We start from the raw sequence: 16,799 nt of genomic DNA, 5'->3' as shown, positions 1-16,799 counted from the left end.
TTTATCCTGCTGTGAATTTTTTATTGACTACATACAAACTCAAAAGTATGATAAAGCTTAGGGCAAAAAGTACGAAAGCGTATTGATGTGCTAAAGCATAGTTTAAGGATTCAAGTTCATCATAGATAGCTATACTTGCGACTAAGGTTTCATTTTTTTTATGCCCACCTATCATCATCACAACCCCAAATTCTCCTATGGTATGTGCAAAAGCCATAGCACAGCCTGTAAAAATACCCGTCTTAGAATTTGGCACGATGACGCGAAAGAGTGTAGTGATTGTACCTTTGCCAAGTGTGTAAGAGGCATTAATGAGATTTGTGTTGATCGAAGAAAAAGCACTTTGGAGAGGATTGACCATAAAGGGCAAAGAAAAAAGTATGGAGGCAAAAACCAGACCTTCAAAACTGAATACTAGTGAGATATTAAAATTATCTTTTAAGAAAGACCCAAGAAAGCTGTTTGGTGAAAAGGTGATTAAAAGATAAAAACCTAAAACACTAGGAGGTAAAACTAAAGGCATTGCAATGATGATTTGCAAGATGCTTTTGAATGGAAATTGCACAAAACTTAAAAGATATGCAAAAAAAATACCAAGAAAAAAAAGCAAAAAGGTTGTAATAAAAGAAAGTTTGAAAGTCAGCCACAGGATTTGCAAAAATTCAGTATCGAACATTTATACCCTTAAAATAATATCATTTGCTTTTACAAAACACAATTTTTCATCGCCAATTTTCAATCCAAGTTCTTTGCCTTTTTGTGCGGTGATAAGAGAGCTTAGATTGCAAAAATCGAAAAATATCTGCCAAAAGAATTCCCCTTGTTTGATTTTACAAATTCTTGCGTTGAAGACGTTTTCTATGCTTAAAACGCAATTTAAATTTCCAAAGCTCAATTCGTGTTCTTTAAAAAGCAGTTGAATTTTCATTCCGATGTGCAAGATCGAATACATACCATCAAGCATTATGATAGTAAAAAGCTGTTTTTCAACTTCTGCTTTAGCAAGTACGAGTTCGTTTGTTCGGTTGAGTTCTACAAGTTTAGCACTTAAAATATTCACGGAGTGTTAAATCCGTATTTCTTAATGATAGCTTTGCCTTCTTGTGAGCTTACAAAGTCTGCAAATTCCTTTGCTAATTTGTTGGTTTTTGCATATTTTGTAATAACAAAACTTTGTTTTAAAGGTTCAAAAAGTTTTTCATCTATAACAACAGCTTTGCCTTTTGGTTTAGTAACAGCACTGACTAAAGAATACGCTACTATACCAAGTTCAGCTACACCTGTATCAACGTGAAATACCGGTTGAGAAATATTGTCGCCAAGTACAATTTTATCTTTATAAATGGCATCAAGATGGAGATTTTCAAGTACTTGAGTCGCTGCTACTCCATAAGGAGCCACTTTTGGATTAGCTATACTAAGATGTTTTATCTTGTTTGATTCTTTTTTGAGTCCTTCTATTCCATCTTGGAGTAAATTTTCATCCAAACTATAAAGAGCAACTACTCCTAAGGCATAAACTTTTGGTTGGCTAATGGCATTACCATCAGCTGCAATTTTTTCAGCGTATTTTGCATCAGCTGAAAAAAACAAGTCAAATTCTCTCCCTTCTTTTAAAAGTTGGTAGTGTTTTCCAGAAGCCCCAAAAATAAGTTCTACTTCATCATTAGGATGGTTTTTCATAAATTCATTTTTTACTTCACTCATAGCTTTTGATGCTGATGAGGCTACAAAAACATTTATTTTTTCAGCATTTGCACTTATAAGAAAGAAACTAAAAAAGATAAGAATCTTTTTCATAATTTTTTACCTTTATTGAAGAATATTTCTAAGTATTATACTAGAAAATTGGATATTTTATTTTTTTTGACAGAGTAAAAAAACAGGGTTGTAGTTTAATTTATTATGAAAGTTCTGTTCAAAATTTTTCAGAAATTGTTTCCCTAGAAAGAAATGTCCTAATGAATTGACCCCGCTAAGCTTTAAATGTCTAAAAAGTTCTAAAGTGCTTGAAAATTGAATTTGAATATTTTGTTCGCTTAAATGTAAGAGGGTAAAATATTTGCTCATTTCCTTTTTTAATTCTTTGGGAGTAAGGTATTTAAGGCTTAAACCTGTGCTTTGAGTGATTTGTTCTAAATTTCTTTTTCCAAAACTTGAAAGTAAAAGCAGTCCTTGAGGGAGGAGCATTTCAGAGAGGCTTGGAAGAATTGTTTTGAGATTAAGCCATTGTAGAGTTGCATTTGATGTGATGAGGTCAAATTTTTGATGTCTTAAATTGTGTTTTGCAAGTTCATTCATATCAAAGCATTCAAATAGTATCCTTTTGTCTTTAAAGTCGATTTGATAATCATTAATATCGTTGCAAACAAAACTTTCAAAATCTAAAGTTTTAATAAGCATTGTAGTGAATTTTCCTTGTCCGCAGCCAAATTCAAAGATTTTTTTTATTTTTTCTAATTTCTGTTTTTTAATAAGATTTATAAGTTGTTTTGCCATTTGATTCTGTATAAAAGAGTGCTGTTCGTAAGTATTTTTTGCCTTTAGAAAATTGAAAGCATAGTTTTTCAAATTTCCTCCCAATATGTAAAATGAAAAAAAGCAAAATGTGGTTCTTTGATTGTGTGAATTGCGCTAAAGCATTTTTGTAAAGCTGCATTTGGAAAGATTTCATCATTAAGACTCATATATACTTTATCCCAAGTACAATTTTCATTAGAATTTTTTTGAGTACAATGCCATAAATTTTCAAGTTCTTTTTGTAAATCTTGCTCTTTTTTAAAGACAAAATGTTGTGTTTTATGTAAATGTTCTTTAAAGAGCATATTTTGAAAGTTTTTAAGTGCAAAATTTTTCATCGTTTTTTCAAAGATTGCAGGGTGAATGCCTTTTATTCTATCAATGCCCTGATTGGTACCATTGATGGCAATTTTTTGTGTGATTTTTTCATTATAAACGCTGTCTTTTAAAAACCAACTTGCCACACTTACACCTAAAGAGAAAGCTATAATAGTAATTTTTTCGAAAGTGGGTATGTTAAAATCGAAATTGCAATCATTGTAATCATAGAGCATCACAACATTTTTCTTTGTTTTTAAGTGTGAAAAATGACTTGGATGAGAAGCAAAACCGCCAAAAAAAAGTATCATCTCATCGCAGTAAGTATTACGATAAAGAAATTCTTGTTTCAAATTCGACCTTTTTATTTTATTGTAACAAAGATTTAACGATTTTTTCTAGATCTTCTTCATCAAGATCGCAGTGTAAAGAAAAACGGATTCTTGCTGTGTTTTTAGCTACACTTGGTACTTTAATGGCTGGGGCAAAAATACCGCATTGAAGAATTCTGTTGGCAAGTTCATCGGCTTTTTCGTTGCTTTTACACATCAGAGAAATAATATGGGCTTGACCTAAAACTTCAAAACCATTTTGAAGAAGAGTGTTTTTCAAAAATTGACTTTTTTCTTGTAGATTGTGTCTTTGTTGTGTAAAAGTACTTAGTTTTTCAAAGATGAAATGCGTCCAAGCGACATTTAAAGGAGGCAAAGCTGTTGAGTAAATGAAAGCTCTTGCCTTATTGATAAAAAATTCCTTAAATTCTTTTTTTGTGATGATACAAGCTCCTGTTGAAGCAAGAGCTTTGCCGAAAGTGAAGACTAAAAAATCAATTTCTTGATCAAGCCCTAAATACCGAGCAAAACCTAAGCCACTTTCATCAAAACATCCAACAGAATGAGCTTCATCTATATAGAGTAAAATATTTTTATATTGTTTTTTGAACTCTATGAGTTTTTTGAGTTTTGTAAAATCTCCATCCATACTGAAAAGTGCTTCGCTAATAAGAATGATATTTTCATATTTTTTATAATGTTGTTGGAGTAGAGATTCTAAATGAGACATATCATTATGCCTAAAGCGTACAAATGTACTTGTGCTTAATCTCAAACCATCAATCACACTTGCGTGAATTGATTTGTCAGCTATAAAAAGAGTGTTTGCTAGAGTGCCTAATGCTTGAATACAAGAGAGATTTAGTTGGTATCCGCTATTAAAATGCAAAACTTCTTTTGTATCTTTGCTTTTCATTTGTTTTAGGCTGTGTGGATTTGTTTTGTTCATTTTTTGAGCTAAATCATTTTCAAACTTTTCATAAACGCTACAATTTCCACTTAAAGACCGAGAACTTGAACTTGAGAGAAAAAAATCTTTTTTTTGAATTTGGCGAAAAAATTCCTCTCTTAAATTTTCATTTTTTGCTATATTTAGATAATCATTACCAGCTAAATTCAATACTTTTTTTCCCTGATAAAGAACATATTTTCCCTCATATTGAATTGTTTTTAGGAACCGGTAATTGTTTTCTTTTTTAAGGTTTTCTAAAATTTGTTTCATTATATTCTTTACAATTGTTTATAGAATTTTCTTTGTTATCCAAAACTAGAACAGGCTCTAAAGGCGATTTTAGTTTGTGCGTATTGTAGCAAATTCTCAACATTTTTTATTCAAAGTGGAATTGAAGCTTAAAAATATTATTCTTGTGATGTATGAAATATTGTAGTTGAAAACTTGACAAGTGGGAAAAGCAATGCAGAAAAATAATGAATACTTAAAAAATCTTGATTTAGCTTATATTTGGCATCCTTGCACGCAGATGAAAGACCACGAAAATTTGCCTTTAATTCCAATTCAAAAAGCACAAGGATTGTATTTATATGACTTTGAAAATAAAAAATATATGGATTGTATAAGCTCGTGGTGGGTGAATCTTTTTGGACATTGTAATGCTTTTATCGCAAATGCAATAAAACGGCAGCTTGATGAATTAGAACATATTATAGTTGCAGGATTTACTCACGAGTCTCTTATCAAATTGTCCCAAAGGCTTTGCACTCTTTTGCCTGAAAAATTTCATAAATGTTTTTATGCTGATAATGGTTCAAGCGCAGTTGAAGTGGCTTTAAAAATGAGTTTTCATTACCATTTGAATTTGGGACAAAAGCGAAACAAATTTCTAGCTTTAAGCAATGCCTATCACGGTGAAACCTTGGGAGCTTTAAGTGTGAGTGATGTAGCTTTGTATAAGCAAAGCTATAAACCTTTGCTTTTAGAATGTTTAAGTACTCCTGCTCCAAAGGGTAGGGATTTTGAAAAAGAATTACAAGTTTTGAAATCTACTCTTTTCAAATACGCTAATGAAATTTGTGCCTTTATACTTGAGCCTTTAGTGCAATGTGCGGGAAATATGAATATGTATAGTGTTGAATTCATTGATGAGGCTATGAAACTTTGTTCTGAATTTGGCATTCAGGTGATTTTTGATGAAATTGCTGTTGGTTTTGGACGCACAGGTACGCTTTTTGCTTTGGAGCAATGCAAACAAAAACCTGATTTTTTATGTCTTTCAAAAGGTATTACCGGTGGATTTTTACCTCTGTCCGTGGTTGTAACAAGTGATGAGGTTTATAGAGCTTTTTATGCTCCTTATGAAGCACAAAAAGCTTTTTTACACTCGCATTCTTATACAGGTAACGCCTTAGCGTGTGCAGCTGCAAATGCTGTGCTTGATTTGTTTGAAAACGAGGATATTCTAAGAAAGAATCAAAAGCTTTCAGTGTGTATTGCCAAACAATTTCAAGTTCTACGCCGTTTTGATTTTCTAGGCAATTTCAGGCAAAAAGGAATGATTTATGCTTTTGATATTTTAAAAAGCTCCCATCAAAGAGTTGGTCTCTTTGTTTTTGAAAAGGCTTTGCAAAAAGGTTTGCTTTTAAGACCTCTTGGAAATACTTTGTATTTTATGCCACCTTATATCATTAAAGAAGAAGAGATTCAATACGTTGCAAAAAGTTTGGAAGATATTTTTAACGAATGTAAGCTTTGAATTTTTATTTATACATTAGTTTGTTGTATCAGACCTTTCAAATTTTTCTACAAGATTTTGTAGTTCTTTTTTTATTTGTCTGCTTAGTGTTGTAAAGTTGTTTGCAGTATAAAAAGGGAGGTGAAAAAGTGAAATTTGAGTATAAGAGAGGATAAATTCATCAAAAGGTTCATTTTTTTCTCCCATCATCACTAAAGCCATAAGTGGAATTTTTCTTAGTTTTAAAGCTTGCAAACTTAATAAGATATGATTGATAGCTCCAAGGTAGTACTTTGCTACAAGGATACAAGGATGTTTGAATTGACTTATATAATCAATCATCGTTGTCTTCTCATCGATAGGAGTAAAAAGCCCACCTGCTGTTTCTATGAGTACATTTTTGCTAGATGGCAACCTTATATCAAAGGCTTCATAATCAAGCTTTTCATTTTTTTTTCCTATATGCGGTGAAGCAGCAGTTTGTAAAAAAATTCCTTCTTCAAAAAGGAATGTTTTTGGACTCAAACTTGCTATAAATTCACTATCTTTTGGGATTCCAGCTTGTACAAGTTTAAAATAATCATATCTAAAAGCTTCACAAAATGCTGCACTAAAATATGTTTTTCCAACATCAGTATGTATGCCACAAATATAAATTTTCATTGCTCTTTATTTTCATATTTATTGTTTAAAACCTTCATTTTCATTAGTACAAAACCGAGTTTAAACAAGTGTTTTTAAACCTATACTAGAAACTATAATCAAGCTTAAAAAGAAGAATTTTGTAAAATTTTTTTCTTCTTTAAATAAGAAGGTAGTGATAATAACACCTCCACCCGCTCCTATCCCTGTCCAAAGTGCATAGGCTGTTGCCATAGAGAGTTCTTGCATAGCCCAAGATAAAAAGCTAAAACTTATTAAGAAAATCAAAGCAAGTAAAGGGATAAAAATTCTTTTTCCGCTTAGAATAAAATATTTCATCACTACTATACCTATGATTTCCATTAAAGATGCAACAAACAAATAAATCCAGCTCATTGTTTCATCAACTTGTTTTAGAAATTTTAGAATGTGTTTCTTTGCTTGAAATTTTTAAGCCTATGACACCTAGTATGAGAAGAAAAATCAAGAGACTTTTAAGCCAAGAGAATTCTTCGTTAAAGACAAGGACTTCAAGTATAACAGTTCCACTTGTACCAATACCTACAAAAACAGAGTAGCTTATACCCACTTCGATTTTTTTCATAGCTAAGATTGCACAGGAGAAAGAAAAGATTATGCCTAAGGCTGTGAGAGCATACAAGAGAAGAGAATTTGAGTGCTTTAAGCTACTTACCCAAAAGCACTCTACTATTCCGCCTAGTACTAATAAAAACCAAGCCTGATTTTTGCTAAGGTTAAATTGAAACATAATAACACCTTAAAAAAGCGTTATTATATCAAAAAAATCACAAATCCAAGTTTTAAAATTTTTTATTCTGAACATCAGTTAAGATGAGGTTTGAGATATTAATAATTTCTGTACTTATGGTATCTGTTGTATTTGCAATATTAGAATTCTCTTCCGCAAGATTTTTAAGCGAAATCACAATATCGTTTATACCGGCTATACCTTCAACTTGAGTTTGTACTGATTTGTGTGTATCATTAATATTTACAACCAGTGTTTTGATGTTATTTTCAACTTCATTTAAACTTTCATCTGTTTTTTCAGCAAGTTTTCGTACTTCATCAGCAACCACAGCAAAACCTCTGCCAAGCATTCCCGCTCTAGCCGCTTCAATAGCAGCATTTAAAGCAAGCAGATTTGTTTCATCAGCTATATCTCTTACTATACTTACAATATTTTGAATATTTCTTGCATCACTTACTACTCTCTCCGTTTTAAATTTAATGTTTTCCATTGAAGAACTCATTTCTTCAGTAGTGTGCATAGATTTTGAAAGAGAAGTAAATTGAGCTGTAGAGCTATTGACAAGTTTTTCTATAATTTCTTTAAGCTTACTGCTTTCTTTGTCAAGACCTTGTGCAAATTGTAGGGCAAGAGTTAGTCTTTTTCGAACATCGCTGCCTAAAACATTAACTATCGTTTCCATTTCTCCTTTTGCATCTGGAATGTGTGCAGTAAAATCAAAATGCTGATAACTTTTAAGTACTTTTTCAAGCTCATTAACGTCTTTGCCAATTTTATTTTCTAAATTTTCAAGCATAGTATTGATAACAAACTTAAATTTTTTCAGTCTATTATTTGCTGGATTAGATTCGATACGAATATTTAAAATTCCTGTTCCTATCTCTTCTGTTTTTTGTATACTTTCATTCATAAATTCCTTATCTTTTGATAAATTGATTTGAGTAAGACGCAATTGTTCATCTATTTCGTGAGCAATAAAATCAAGTTCATCTTTTTTCCCAAATTTTTTTAGATTGATTTGAGGAAAATCTTTTCTCTTATGATTTAAAAAGTCAAAAAATTCATTTAAGCTGTTTTGAACTCTTCGAATTTTTTTAAGAAATTGCTCTAAGGTTATGCTTATAATTATGATGATTAAGACAACAAAACCAAGTCCGAAAAGACCTTGTACAATTACAAGATTGCGTAAAATCGCATCATAGTCGCTTACTGCATTTGCAGAGCAATATAAATATTGTTTCTCATCAGTCATACATACAGCCGCTCTTTGTTCTCCTCTTAAATCATAAGTGATAAGTTCTGTAGTTTGATTGACTGTTTCGTTTGCTTTCTTTCTAAAAAGCTTTATAAGATTTACAACTTCAGGACTTTTATCTGCTTGAAGTTTGCCTGAAGAATGCGCAAGAAGTTCGTCGTTATTATTAATGACAAAGACCGCATTGTTTGCTGAAATATCTAATTTATTAAAATTATTTTTGAAATCCTCTAGTGAAATTTCTCCAGACAAAACACCTTTAAAATTGCCGTTTATGTAAATAGGTTTTGAAAAATTAATAATTAATTGATGGTTAATTTTGTTTATAAAAGGATCGGAAATGGAAAGTTTTTGACTTTCTTTTGCATTTCTATACCACGGCCTTTCCCTTGCATCGTAATTGTTTTGTTTTGTAACAAATGAAACCTTTGTAGGCGATTTTTCATCAATGTAAATTAAAACACCATCTTCTTCTTTGCCTATATAAAGAGCGCGGAAAGGTTGTAATGAGAAGTTGCTTTCTAAAAATTCTGACAAAATTCTATCGTTAAATTCGTTATTTTCTAAAAATTTGTTTAAAACTTCTATTTGTTCGAGTTCTGTTTTAAAATAAAAATCTGTAAGGGTTTTTACACCATTAACACTTTCTTTTTTTGTTAGAGTTGAGCTGTATAAAACATCATTTTTCAAAATGTAGTAATTTACTACAGTAAAGATACAAAAACCTAAGATTAAAGCTAAAAAAATTCTAAGGGCTATCTCTCGTGCTACTATTGTTTTTAACATTAAAAACCTCCTTTTTCATAATTATAAAACTCTAAATCCTATATCGACTAGAATACAAAAAAAAAAAAAAACAAAATTGAGAATCTCTATAATTAAAATATGTAATATATAAATAATGTTACTTTTTTAAACATTTGAAAGAATAAATCTAAAATTTTTTTCTAATTTTTCAAAGTTATGTTAAGCTTAAGCAAAAAAGGTTACTTCTTGAAAAGAGATGAAGGTTTTTTAAGACTTAAGGAAAATAATAATTTTGATGTTATCATCATAGGTGGAGGAGCTACAGGTTCTGCTTTGGCTTTTGATAGTGCAAGTAGAGGGTATAAAACTCTGCTTTTAGAAGCTTATGATTTTGCTAAGGGCACTTCATCGCGTTCTACCAAACTTTTACACGGAGGAGTTCGTTATCTTGCTCAAGCTAATTTTAGCTTAGTGAGAGAAGCTTTGCGTGAAAGGAATCGCTTTTTTAACAATGCTCCTCATTTATGCAAACAGCAAAATTTTATCATCCCAAATGAAGGCATAACTGAAGCTTTATATTATTATTTAGGTTTAAAACTTTATGATATGCTCGCTGGTAAATTTAATTTTAAAAAAACAAGTTTTTTAAATAAAATAGAGTTAAATGCTAAGCTTTTAGGGCTTGATCGGACCAAATTTAATTATGGTATAAGTTATACAGATGGACGCTTTGATGATGCGAGAATGGCTTTGAGTTTGATACAAAGTGCTTATGAATACAAAGCTTTGGTGTTAAATTATAGTCTAGTTACAAATTTACTCAAAGATGAGCAAGGTTATATCAAAGGGCTTATTTTCGAGGATTTGATACATCAGCAAGAATTTGAAGTATATAGTAAGTGCGTGATTAATGCTACCGGGGTCTTTGCTTCAAATATCTTAAAAATGGATAAAAGCTCTAACGATCTTGTCTTGAGTCAGGGTGTGCATATAGTGTTGGATAAAGAATTTTTTCCTAATGAATATGCCTTGATGATACCAAAGACAGAAGATGGCAGAGTGCTTTTTATCATACCTTGGTATGACAAACTTTTGCTTGGTACTACTGATACTGAAGTAAAAAAACTTTCTTATGAACCAAAGGCTTTTGAAGAAGAAATTGATTTTATCCTTAATGAAGCTTATAAAATGCTTGTAAAAAAGCCTCAAAGAAGTGATATAAAAAGTGTTTTTGTAGGGCTTAGACCTCTCATTAAAAGTAGTGCTAAGGAAAGTAAAAAACTTTCAAGAAGTCATAAGATAGAGCTTCACTCAAGTAGGCTTATAGATATAAGTGGGGGCAAATACACTACCATAAGGGCTATGGCTGAGCAATGCATTCAAAAGGCTATAAAATGGGGACTACTTGAGTCAAAAGTATGTAAAACAAAGAATTTAAAGCTTATTTTTTACGATGAAAAAATGCAGTTTGATGAAAGATTAAGCGTGTATGGTACACAGGCTACAAAGATAAAAGAGCTTGAAAAAACAAAACTTGCCAAGAAAATTCACCCAGAGTATCCCTATACTTACGCTCAAGTTTTTCACGCTTTAGAAGAAGAAATGGCACAAAATGTAGAAGATATTTTAGCCAGACGCATAAGGCTTTTATTTATAGACGCTAAGGCTTGTATAGAGTGTGCCAAAGAAGTGAATGACTTTGTTGCTCAGTATTTTAAGTGGGATAAACAAAGAACCGATAGGGCGTTAGCTGAATTTTTAAGCTTAGCTCGAAAGTATCAAATTTAACAAGGAGCTTGTATGAAAAAATATCTCTTAGCTCTTGATCAAGGTACTACCTCTTCAAGGGCTTTAATTTTTGATGAGTATTCAAACATCATTGCTGTGTCTCAAAAGGATTTCACTCAGCTGTATCCAAAACCTTCTTGGGTAGAGCATAATCCAAAAGAACTTTGGAGTTCTCAAATCGCTGTCTTAACTGAAAGTTTAGCAAAAGCTAATTTAAATGCTAGTGATATAGCTGCTATTGGCATTACGAATCAAAGAGAGACAACCTTACTTTGGGATAAAAAAACAGGAGAACCGATATACAATGCTATAGTGTGGCAAGACAGACGTATGGCTGATTATTGTGAGTATTTGAAAAAAGACTATGCTGAAGTTATAAAGCAAAAAACAGGACTTGTAGTAGATGCCTATTTTAGTGCTACTAAGCTGAAATGGATACTTGATACTATAAGCGGAGCAAAAACTAAGGCACAAAAAGGTGAACTTTGCTTTGGCACGGTTGATACTTGGCTTGTGTACAATTTAACTAAAGGCAAGGTACATATTACTGATGTAAGCAATGCAAGTAGGACTATGCTTTTTAATATCAACTCGCTTGAGTGGGACGAGGAACTTTTAAGACTTTTTGATATACCAAAGGCTATTTTACCCGATGTAAAAAGCTCAAGCGAAATTTATGGTTATACAGCTACTAGGTGGGTTGATCATGAAATTCCTATAGCAGGTATAGCAGGTGATCAACAGGCTGCACTTTTTGGACAAATGTGTACTGAAAAAGGTATGATGAAAAATACCTATGGCACAGGTTGTTTTTTACTAATGAATACAGGTGATAAGGTAAGCTTAAGTAAAAATCAGCTTCTAAGTACTATAGCTTGGAAGATAGGCAAACAAACTTGCTATGCTTTAGAAGGTTCTGTCTTTATAGGAGGAGCAGCTATTCAATGGCTAAGAGATGGACTTAGGATGATACGAACTGCAGCTGATATAAATAGCTTAGCAGCAACTGAAAAAGATAATGGTGGAGTGTATTTTGTACCTGCTTTGGCTGGACTTGGTGCACCTTATTGGGATCAGTATGCAAGAGGATCTATCTTTGGTATAAGCAGAGCTACAACTGATGGTCATATAGCAAGGGCTTGTTTAGAGGGTATTGCTTTTCAAGTTTATGATATAGTAAAGGAAATGGAAAAAGATTTGGGACATTCTTGTATAGAACTTAGAGTTGATGGGGGAGCTAGTGCGAGTGATTATTTAATGCAAATACAAGCTGATTTGTTTCATTTTGAGATTAAAAGACCAAAAAACATAGAAACGACAGCTTTAGGAGCCGGATATTTAGCTGGCATTGCAGTGGGTTATTTTAATGATATACAAGCCATTAAAAAATCTTATCAAATAGATAAAATTTTCAAGCCTCAAAAGGATAAAAATGAAGTTGAAGCTATGTTTAAATCTTGGCATAAAGCCGTACAAAGAACTTTGCATTGGCAAGATGAAGTTAGCAAGGAGAGCAAATGAATATTTTTACAGCTGAATTCATAGCAACAGCTTTGATGATACTTTTAGGAAATGGAGTTGTAGCAACTTGTTTGCTTAAAGATACTAAATGTGAATTTTCATCTTCTCATTCTTGGCTTATTATCACTACAGCTTGGGGCTTTGCTGTTTTTGTGGGTGTAACGGTGGCAGGAAATATTAGCGGGGCACATTTAAATCCTGTAGTAAGTTTAGCTTTGGCCCTTACTGGTAGGGTACCTTGGGAAGTAATACCCCTTTATTTTGCAGGGGAATTTTTAGGAGCAGCTTTTGGGGCTTTTTTGGTATATGTTTTTTATAAAGAGCATTTTAAAAGAACTGAAGATGAGGCTTTAAAAAGGGCTTGTTTTTGCACAGAACCTGCTATTAGAAAATACAGCTCAAATTTTTTTAGTGAATTTTTAGCGACCTTTGTTTTAATCTTTGTAATTTTATATATCACAGGAGCTAATATAAGTTTAAGTATTGATAATAATGCTTCAATAGGGCTAGGCACTATAGGAGCTTTGCCAGTGGCTATTTTGGTTTGGGTTATAGGGCTTTCACTTGGTTCAACTACCGGCTATGCTATCAATCCTTGCAGGGATTTATCCCCTCGCATAGTACTTGTTTGTTTGCCTTTAAAGATAAAACCTGACTTTGCTTATGCTTGGGTGCCATTCTTTGCTCCTATTTTAGGTGGGACTTTGGCTAGTTTTTTATACTTGCTTTTAATTTAAGAGTTTTTAGATTCTAGTTTTGATGAGAACTAATACGAAAATTTTTTACTTTTACTTTTCAATTAAGCGAAATTAAGCTACAATCACAGCTTATTTTTTAGAAAGGAATAAAAGATGTTAGAAGGTATAGTTAGAGAGAGTATCGGAAAAAAAGCTAGCAAAGCTTTAAAAAGAGATGGTTATCTAATCGCAAACATCTATGGAAAAGGATTAGAAAATATCAATGCTGCTTTTAAGGTAAATGATTTTATTAAAAGTGTGCGAAAGAAAAGTACTTTAGCTTTTGAGGTAAAAGTTGGGGAGAAAATTCTTAATGTTGTAGTTGTAGATTATCAGAAAAACCCTGTTACAAGTGAATTGTGGCACGTTGATTTAAAAGTAGTGCAACAAGGTGTTGTTTCTAAATATATGATTCCTGTAAAGATTGTAGGAACAGCTCTTGGGCTGAAAAATAAAGGAGTTTTAATCCAGTCAAAAAGAAGACTGAAGGTCAAATGCACACCTGAAAATTTGCCAACTTTCTTTGAACTTGATGTAAGCAAACTTGATGTTGGTGATGCTTTGCTTGTAAAAGATGTAGTTGTTCCAGAAGGTGTAACTCTTATCGATGCAGACAGAGTGGCTGTGGTAGGTGTAGAAAAAGCTCGATGATTCTAGTCGTAGGGCTTGGAAATATTGGTAAAGAATATGAAAATACAAGGCATAATGTTGGTTTTATGCTTCTTGACAGAATTCTTAAAGAACTTCAAATTGAAACTCTTGTAAAGGCAAATTTTAAAGGAGAGCTTTATAAAAAAGACTCTTCTTTTCTCCTTTTAAAACCACATACTTTTATGAATGCTTCTGGTATAAGTGTGAGTGCTGTTAAGGCTTTTTATAAATGTGAAAGAATGATTGTTATCCACGATGATATTGATTTGCCTTTAGGCACTTTAAAATTTAAAGATGGTGGCGGTAATGGTGGTCATAATGGGCTTAAAAGCATTGACAAGTATTGTACTAATAGATATGAAAGAATACGTATAGGTATAGGCAAAGGTACAGATGTAAATTCTTATGTTTTGGCACCTTTTAAGGAAGAAGAAAAGCCACTCTTAAATAGTGTTTTAGAACAAGCACAAAAAGCTTTATTTGAGTTGCTTAGAGGCAGTCAAATATATACCGTTGGGTCTGAGTTTAGCTTGAAAGCCTAAAAATGTGGATTTTATTTCGTTTTCTTTCAGGATTGTATCTTAAAAATTTTTTTATTATTTTTTTTTCACTCTTAAGTTTTTATATCGGTATTGATTTGCTTGTCAATTTCAATTCCCTTCCTCATTCTGCAAATTTGACTCTATTGTATATTTTCTTTTTGATGTGTTCTGCTATCGCTTATGTTTTACCACTTTCTTTAGTTTTTGCCTTTGTGCTTGCATTTATTTCTATGATACGAGCGAATGAATTGGTAAGTCTTTATGCTTTAGGACTTAGTAAAAATAAGGTTATATTTTTTCCTTTTTTATGGGCAGTGTTTTTTTGTTTTGTTTTTATAGGGCTTAATTTTACTTCTTTTGCCTATGCAAGTCAGTATAAAAGCAGTATTATCCGCAATGGAACATTGATAAAGCAAAGCGGGGAAGCTTTTTTAAAATTGAATGATGATTTTGTTTATATACAAAAAATTGAAAATGGGCAAAATGCTCTAAAAGAAGTAACGATTTTTCACATTAAAGAAGGGAATTTAACATCTTTCACTAAGGCTCAAAAAGCTGAATTTAAAGACAATGCGTGGTTTTTGGAAAATGGGAGTGTTAGTATGCTTCCTCAAGAATATAAACTTGGTGCAACAGGTTTAGAAAGAAATGAATTTGAAAACATACAGAGTCTTAAGGATTTTAAACCAAAAATTATAGAAAATTTGGCAAATCAAAGCGGATATTCTTTAAGCGATATTTTTGAGAGCTTTAAAGTGCTTCGTGCGCAAAATATTAATACAGACAATTTAAAAATTGTTCTCTATAAATTTGTTATTATGCCTTTTTTTGCTCCTTTTGTAATGCTTATTTTATATTTCTTTTTTCCTGTGATTTCTCGATTTGTAAATCTTGCTTTTGTGGCTTTTACTTCTTTTGTGATTTTGCTTTTGGTCTGGGGAATGTTGTTTTTACTTTCGCGATTAAGCGAAAATGGAGTGCTTCAAGCAGAATTGGGCATAATTTTACCTATAATAGTATTAGCTTTTTATAGCGGATTTTTATCATATAAGCACCGTTAAATTATTTATGAAGGAAAAGAATGGATTATAAAAAACTCAAGCAAGAATTTCAAACCCCCTTTTATTTGTATAATTTTGACATCATTGAAGAGAATTTTTTCAATTTAAAACAAGCTTTTAAAGCAAGAAAATCGCAAATTTTTTATGCTGTGAAAGCAAATTCAAATTTAAGTCTCTTGCAGATGCTAACCCGACTTGGGAGCGGTTTTGATTGTGTTAGTATAGGAGAAGTTAAAAGAGCTTTAAAAGCTGGTGCAAAACCTTATAAAATTATATTTAGTGGGGTTGGAAAAAGTAATGATGAGCTTGAACTTGCTTTGCAGTATGATATTTTATATATCAATTTAGAAAGCGAAGCTGAAATGTTGCTTTTAGAATCCAAAGCAAAAGCATTGAGTAAAAAAGCACGAATTAGCATAAGAGTCAATCCTAATGTTGATACAAAAACACATCCTTATATTTCTACCGGACTTCGGGAGAATAAATTTGGAGTAGAACTTGATGTTGCAAGAAAAATGTATCTTTATGCTAAAAATTCGCCTTTTTTAGAGCCGGTTGGTGTGCATTTTCATATAGGTTCGCAATTACTTGATTATACTTCTATACACGAGGCAGCTCAAATTGTTGCAGGGCTTGTAAGAGAACTTCAGGCAATTAAAATAGAATTGAAATTTTTTGACATAGGTGGAGGTTTAGGAGTTGGGTATGAAGGTGAAAAAGAACCAGATTTATATGAGTATGCTCAAGGAATTCTTGCTTGTTTAAATGGGCTTGATCTTACTATAGGTTTAGAACCAGGTCGTTTTTTAGTTGCAAAAAGTGGAGAGCTTGTTTGTAGTGTTTTGTATGAAAAAATAAATTATAATAAAAGATTTATGATTATTGATGGGGCTATGAATGATTTACTTCGTCCAAGTCTTTATGGAGCTTATCACAGGATAATTTTACCATATAAAAAAGAGCAGCAAAGTCTTTGTGATGTTGTAGGCGGAATTTGTGAGAGCGGAGATTTTTTTGCTAAAGACAGATTACTACCAAAAAGTGAGAGCGGAGATATTGTAGTTGTGAAAAATGTGGGAGCTTATGGTTTTAGTATGAGTAGTAATTATAATACAAGAAATAGAGTATGTGAGCTTGCTTTAGAAAAAGGTTTGATACGTTTGATTAGGCGAAGAGAACGATTTGAAGATCTTATAGCTTTAGAATTAGAATTTTTACACTAA

At 32.0% G+C, this 16,799-nt stretch carries 18 protein-coding genes and 1 pseudogene; 8 read left to right on the top strand and 11 right to left on the bottom strand.

Annotated elements, in window-relative coordinates; translation table 11 throughout:
* Position 1: 1 nt before the first annotated feature.
* From modB to OQH62_RS04105, 6 genes are read right to left on the bottom strand one after another with little or no spacing between them, the layout of a single operon-like run.
* Positions 2-676 (bottom strand): molybdate ABC transporter permease subunit, encoded by a 675-nt coding sequence (gene modB / locus OQH62_RS04130; RefSeq protein WP_266014184.1) that lies wholly within the window; start codon positions 674-676, stop codon positions 2-4.
* Complete coding sequence (locus tag OQH62_RS04125) at positions 677-1,060, bottom strand: molybdenum-pterin-binding protein (protein ID WP_266014182.1); 384 nt, start codon at positions 1,058-1,060, stop codon at positions 677-679.
* Complete coding sequence (gene modA, locus OQH62_RS04120; protein ID WP_266014180.1) at positions 1,057-1,800, bottom strand: molybdate ABC transporter substrate-binding protein; 744 nt, start codon at positions 1,798-1,800, stop codon at positions 1,057-1,059. Before modA ends, OQH62_RS04125 begins: the two co-directional genes overlap by 4 nt.
* A 57-nt stretch (positions 1,801-1,857) precedes the next feature.
* Positions 1,858-2,571: a methyltransferase gene (locus tag OQH62_RS04115; protein ID WP_266014178.1), complete on the bottom strand. Its 714-nt coding sequence runs from the start codon at positions 2,569-2,571 to the stop codon at positions 1,858-1,860.
* Positions 2,568-3,191: a pimeloyl-ACP methyl esterase BioG family protein gene (locus tag OQH62_RS04110; RefSeq protein ID WP_266014176.1), complete on the bottom strand. Its 624-nt coding sequence runs from the start codon at positions 3,189-3,191 to the stop codon at positions 2,568-2,570. The genes OQH62_RS04115 and OQH62_RS04110 overlap by 4 nt, the downstream gene beginning before the upstream one ends.
* A 16-nt stretch (positions 3,192-3,207) precedes the next feature.
* Positions 3,208-4,392, bottom strand: a complete 1,185-nt coding sequence (locus OQH62_RS04105) for an aminotransferase class I/II-fold pyridoxal phosphate-dependent enzyme (protein ID WP_266014174.1) — start codon at positions 4,390-4,392, stop codon at positions 3,208-3,210.
* A gap of 193 nt (positions 4,393-4,585) precedes the next feature.
* On the opposite strand from OQH62_RS04105, the gene OQH62_RS04100 reads away from it, so the two are divergent.
* Positions 4,586-5,881 carry an adenosylmethionine--8-amino-7-oxononanoate transaminase gene (locus OQH62_RS04100; RefSeq protein ID WP_266014172.1) on the top strand — a complete coding sequence of 432 codons (1,296 nt, stop codon included), beginning with the start codon at positions 4,586-4,588 and terminating at the stop codon, positions 5,879-5,881.
* Positions 5,882-5,896: 15 nt separating this feature from the next.
* Here OQH62_RS04100 and OQH62_RS04095 read toward each other — a convergent pair whose 3' ends face one another.
* From OQH62_RS04095 to OQH62_RS08800, 5 genes and pseudogenes are all read right to left on the bottom strand, one after another.
* Positions 5,897-6,523: a dethiobiotin synthase gene (locus OQH62_RS04095; protein ID WP_266014170.1), complete on the bottom strand. Its 627-nt coding sequence runs from the start codon at positions 6,521-6,523 to the stop codon at positions 5,897-5,899.
* Positions 6,524-6,583: 60 nt separating this feature from the next.
* Positions 6,584-6,898, bottom strand: coding sequence for a DMT family transporter (locus OQH62_RS04090; RefSeq protein WP_266014168.1), 315 nt, complete (start codon positions 6,896-6,898; stop codon positions 6,584-6,586).
* Positions 6,899-6,905: 7 nt separating this feature from the next.
* Complete coding sequence (locus tag OQH62_RS04085) at positions 6,906-7,271, bottom strand: multidrug efflux SMR transporter (RefSeq protein WP_323053609.1); 366 nt, start codon at positions 7,269-7,271, stop codon at positions 6,906-6,908.
* Positions 7,272-7,323: 52 nt separating this feature from the next.
* On the bottom strand, positions 7,324-7,764 hold the full coding sequence (locus OQH62_RS08805) for a methyl-accepting chemotaxis protein (RefSeq protein ID WP_416333344.1): 441 nt from the start codon (positions 7,762-7,764) through the stop codon (positions 7,324-7,326).
* Positions 7,765-8,556: 792 nt separating this feature from the next.
* A pseudogene (locus tag OQH62_RS08800) lies at positions 8,557-9,315 on the bottom strand (cache domain-containing protein); the annotation flags it as partial.
* Positions 9,316-9,522: 207 nt separating this feature from the next.
* Between OQH62_RS08800 and OQH62_RS04075 the strand changes: the two are divergent.
* The 7 genes from OQH62_RS04075 to lysA all read left to right on the top strand — a co-directional run bounded on the left by OQH62_RS04075 (position 9,523) and on the right by lysA (position 16,799).
* A complete protein-coding gene (locus OQH62_RS04075; protein WP_266014164.1) occupies positions 9,523-11,064 on the top strand; it encodes a glycerol-3-phosphate dehydrogenase/oxidase in 1,542 nt (513 codons plus the stop codon).
* A 12-nt stretch (positions 11,065-11,076) separates the two neighbouring features.
* Positions 11,077-12,585 carry a glycerol kinase GlpK gene (glpK, locus tag OQH62_RS04070; RefSeq protein ID WP_266014162.1) on the top strand — a complete coding sequence of 503 codons (1,509 nt, stop codon included), beginning with the start codon at positions 11,077-11,079 and terminating at the stop codon, positions 12,583-12,585.
* Positions 12,582-13,322 carry an MIP/aquaporin family protein gene (locus OQH62_RS04065; RefSeq protein ID WP_266014159.1) on the top strand — a complete coding sequence of 247 codons (741 nt, stop codon included), beginning with the start codon at positions 12,582-12,584 and terminating at the stop codon, positions 13,320-13,322. The genes glpK and OQH62_RS04065 overlap by 4 nt, the downstream gene beginning before the upstream one ends.
* A gap of 114 nt (positions 13,323-13,436) precedes the next feature.
* Entirely contained in the window at positions 13,437-13,973 is a 537-nt protein-coding gene (locus OQH62_RS04060; RefSeq protein WP_266014156.1) for a 50S ribosomal protein L25/general stress protein Ctc, read from the top strand.
* A complete protein-coding gene (gene pth, locus OQH62_RS04055; RefSeq protein ID WP_266014154.1) occupies positions 13,970-14,515 on the top strand; it encodes an aminoacyl-tRNA hydrolase in 546 nt (181 codons plus the stop codon). The genes OQH62_RS04060 and pth overlap by 4 nt, the downstream gene beginning before the upstream one ends.
* 2 nt (positions 14,516-14,517) lie before the next feature.
* Positions 14,518-15,576: an LptF/LptG family permease gene (locus OQH62_RS04050; protein WP_266014151.1), complete on the top strand. Its 1,059-nt coding sequence runs from the start codon at positions 14,518-14,520 to the stop codon at positions 15,574-15,576.
* Positions 15,577-15,596: 20 nt separating this feature from the next.
* Positions 15,597-16,799: a diaminopimelate decarboxylase gene (gene lysA / locus OQH62_RS04045; protein WP_266014147.1), complete on the top strand. Its 1,203-nt coding sequence runs from the start codon at positions 15,597-15,599 to the stop codon at positions 16,797-16,799.

The sequence above is a fragment of the Campylobacter sp. MIT 21-1684 genome (assembly GCF_026241315.1).
Classification (GTDB): domain Bacteria; phylum Campylobacterota; class Campylobacteria; order Campylobacterales; family Campylobacteraceae; genus Campylobacter_D.
Note: the sequence above shows the minus strand (reverse complement) of the source record. Positions and strands in the feature narration are given on the sequence as shown.

Excerpts from the sequence above, each read along its gene's own strand:
- modB (WP_266014184.1), bottom strand. The coding sequence starts at position 676 with ATGTTCGATACTGAATTTTTGCAAATCCTGTGGCTGACTTTCAAACTT.
- modA (WP_266014180.1), bottom strand. The coding sequence starts at position 1,800 with ATGAAAAAGATTCTTATCTTTTTTAGTTTCTTTCTTATAAGTGCAAAT.
- OQH62_RS04105 (WP_266014174.1), bottom strand. The coding sequence starts at position 4,392 with ATGAAACAAATTTTAGAAAACCTTAAAAAAGAAAACAATTACCGGTTC.
- OQH62_RS04100 (WP_266014172.1), top strand. The coding sequence starts at position 4,586 with ATGCAGAAAAATAATGAATACTTAAAAAATCTTGATTTAGCTTATATT.
- OQH62_RS04095 (WP_266014170.1), bottom strand. The coding sequence starts at position 6,523 with ATGAAAATTTATATTTGTGGCATACATACTGATGTTGGAAAAACATAT.
- OQH62_RS04090 (WP_266014168.1), bottom strand. The coding sequence starts at position 6,898 with ATGAGCTGGATTTATTTGTTTGTTGCATCTTTAATGGAAATCATAGGT.
- OQH62_RS04085 (WP_323053609.1), bottom strand. The coding sequence starts at position 7,271 with ATGTTTCAATTTAACCTTAGCAAAAATCAGGCTTGGTTTTTATTAGTA.
- OQH62_RS08805 (WP_416333344.1), bottom strand. The coding sequence starts at position 7,764 with ATGGAAAACATTAAATTTAAAACGGAGAGAGTAGTAAGTGATGCAAGA.
- glpK (WP_266014162.1), top strand. The coding sequence starts at position 11,077 with ATGAAAAAATATCTCTTAGCTCTTGATCAAGGTACTACCTCTTCAAGG.
- OQH62_RS04065 (WP_266014159.1), top strand. The coding sequence starts at position 12,582 with ATGAATATTTTTACAGCTGAATTCATAGCAACAGCTTTGATGATACTT.
- OQH62_RS04060 (WP_266014156.1), top strand. The coding sequence starts at position 13,437 with ATGTTAGAAGGTATAGTTAGAGAGAGTATCGGAAAAAAAGCTAGCAAA.
- pth (WP_266014154.1), top strand. The coding sequence starts at position 13,970 with ATGATTCTAGTCGTAGGGCTTGGAAATATTGGTAAAGAATATGAAAAT.
- OQH62_RS04050 (WP_266014151.1), top strand. The coding sequence starts at position 14,518 with ATGTGGATTTTATTTCGTTTTCTTTCAGGATTGTATCTTAAAAATTTT.
- lysA (WP_266014147.1), top strand. The coding sequence starts at position 15,597 with ATGGATTATAAAAAACTCAAGCAAGAATTTCAAACCCCCTTTTATTTG.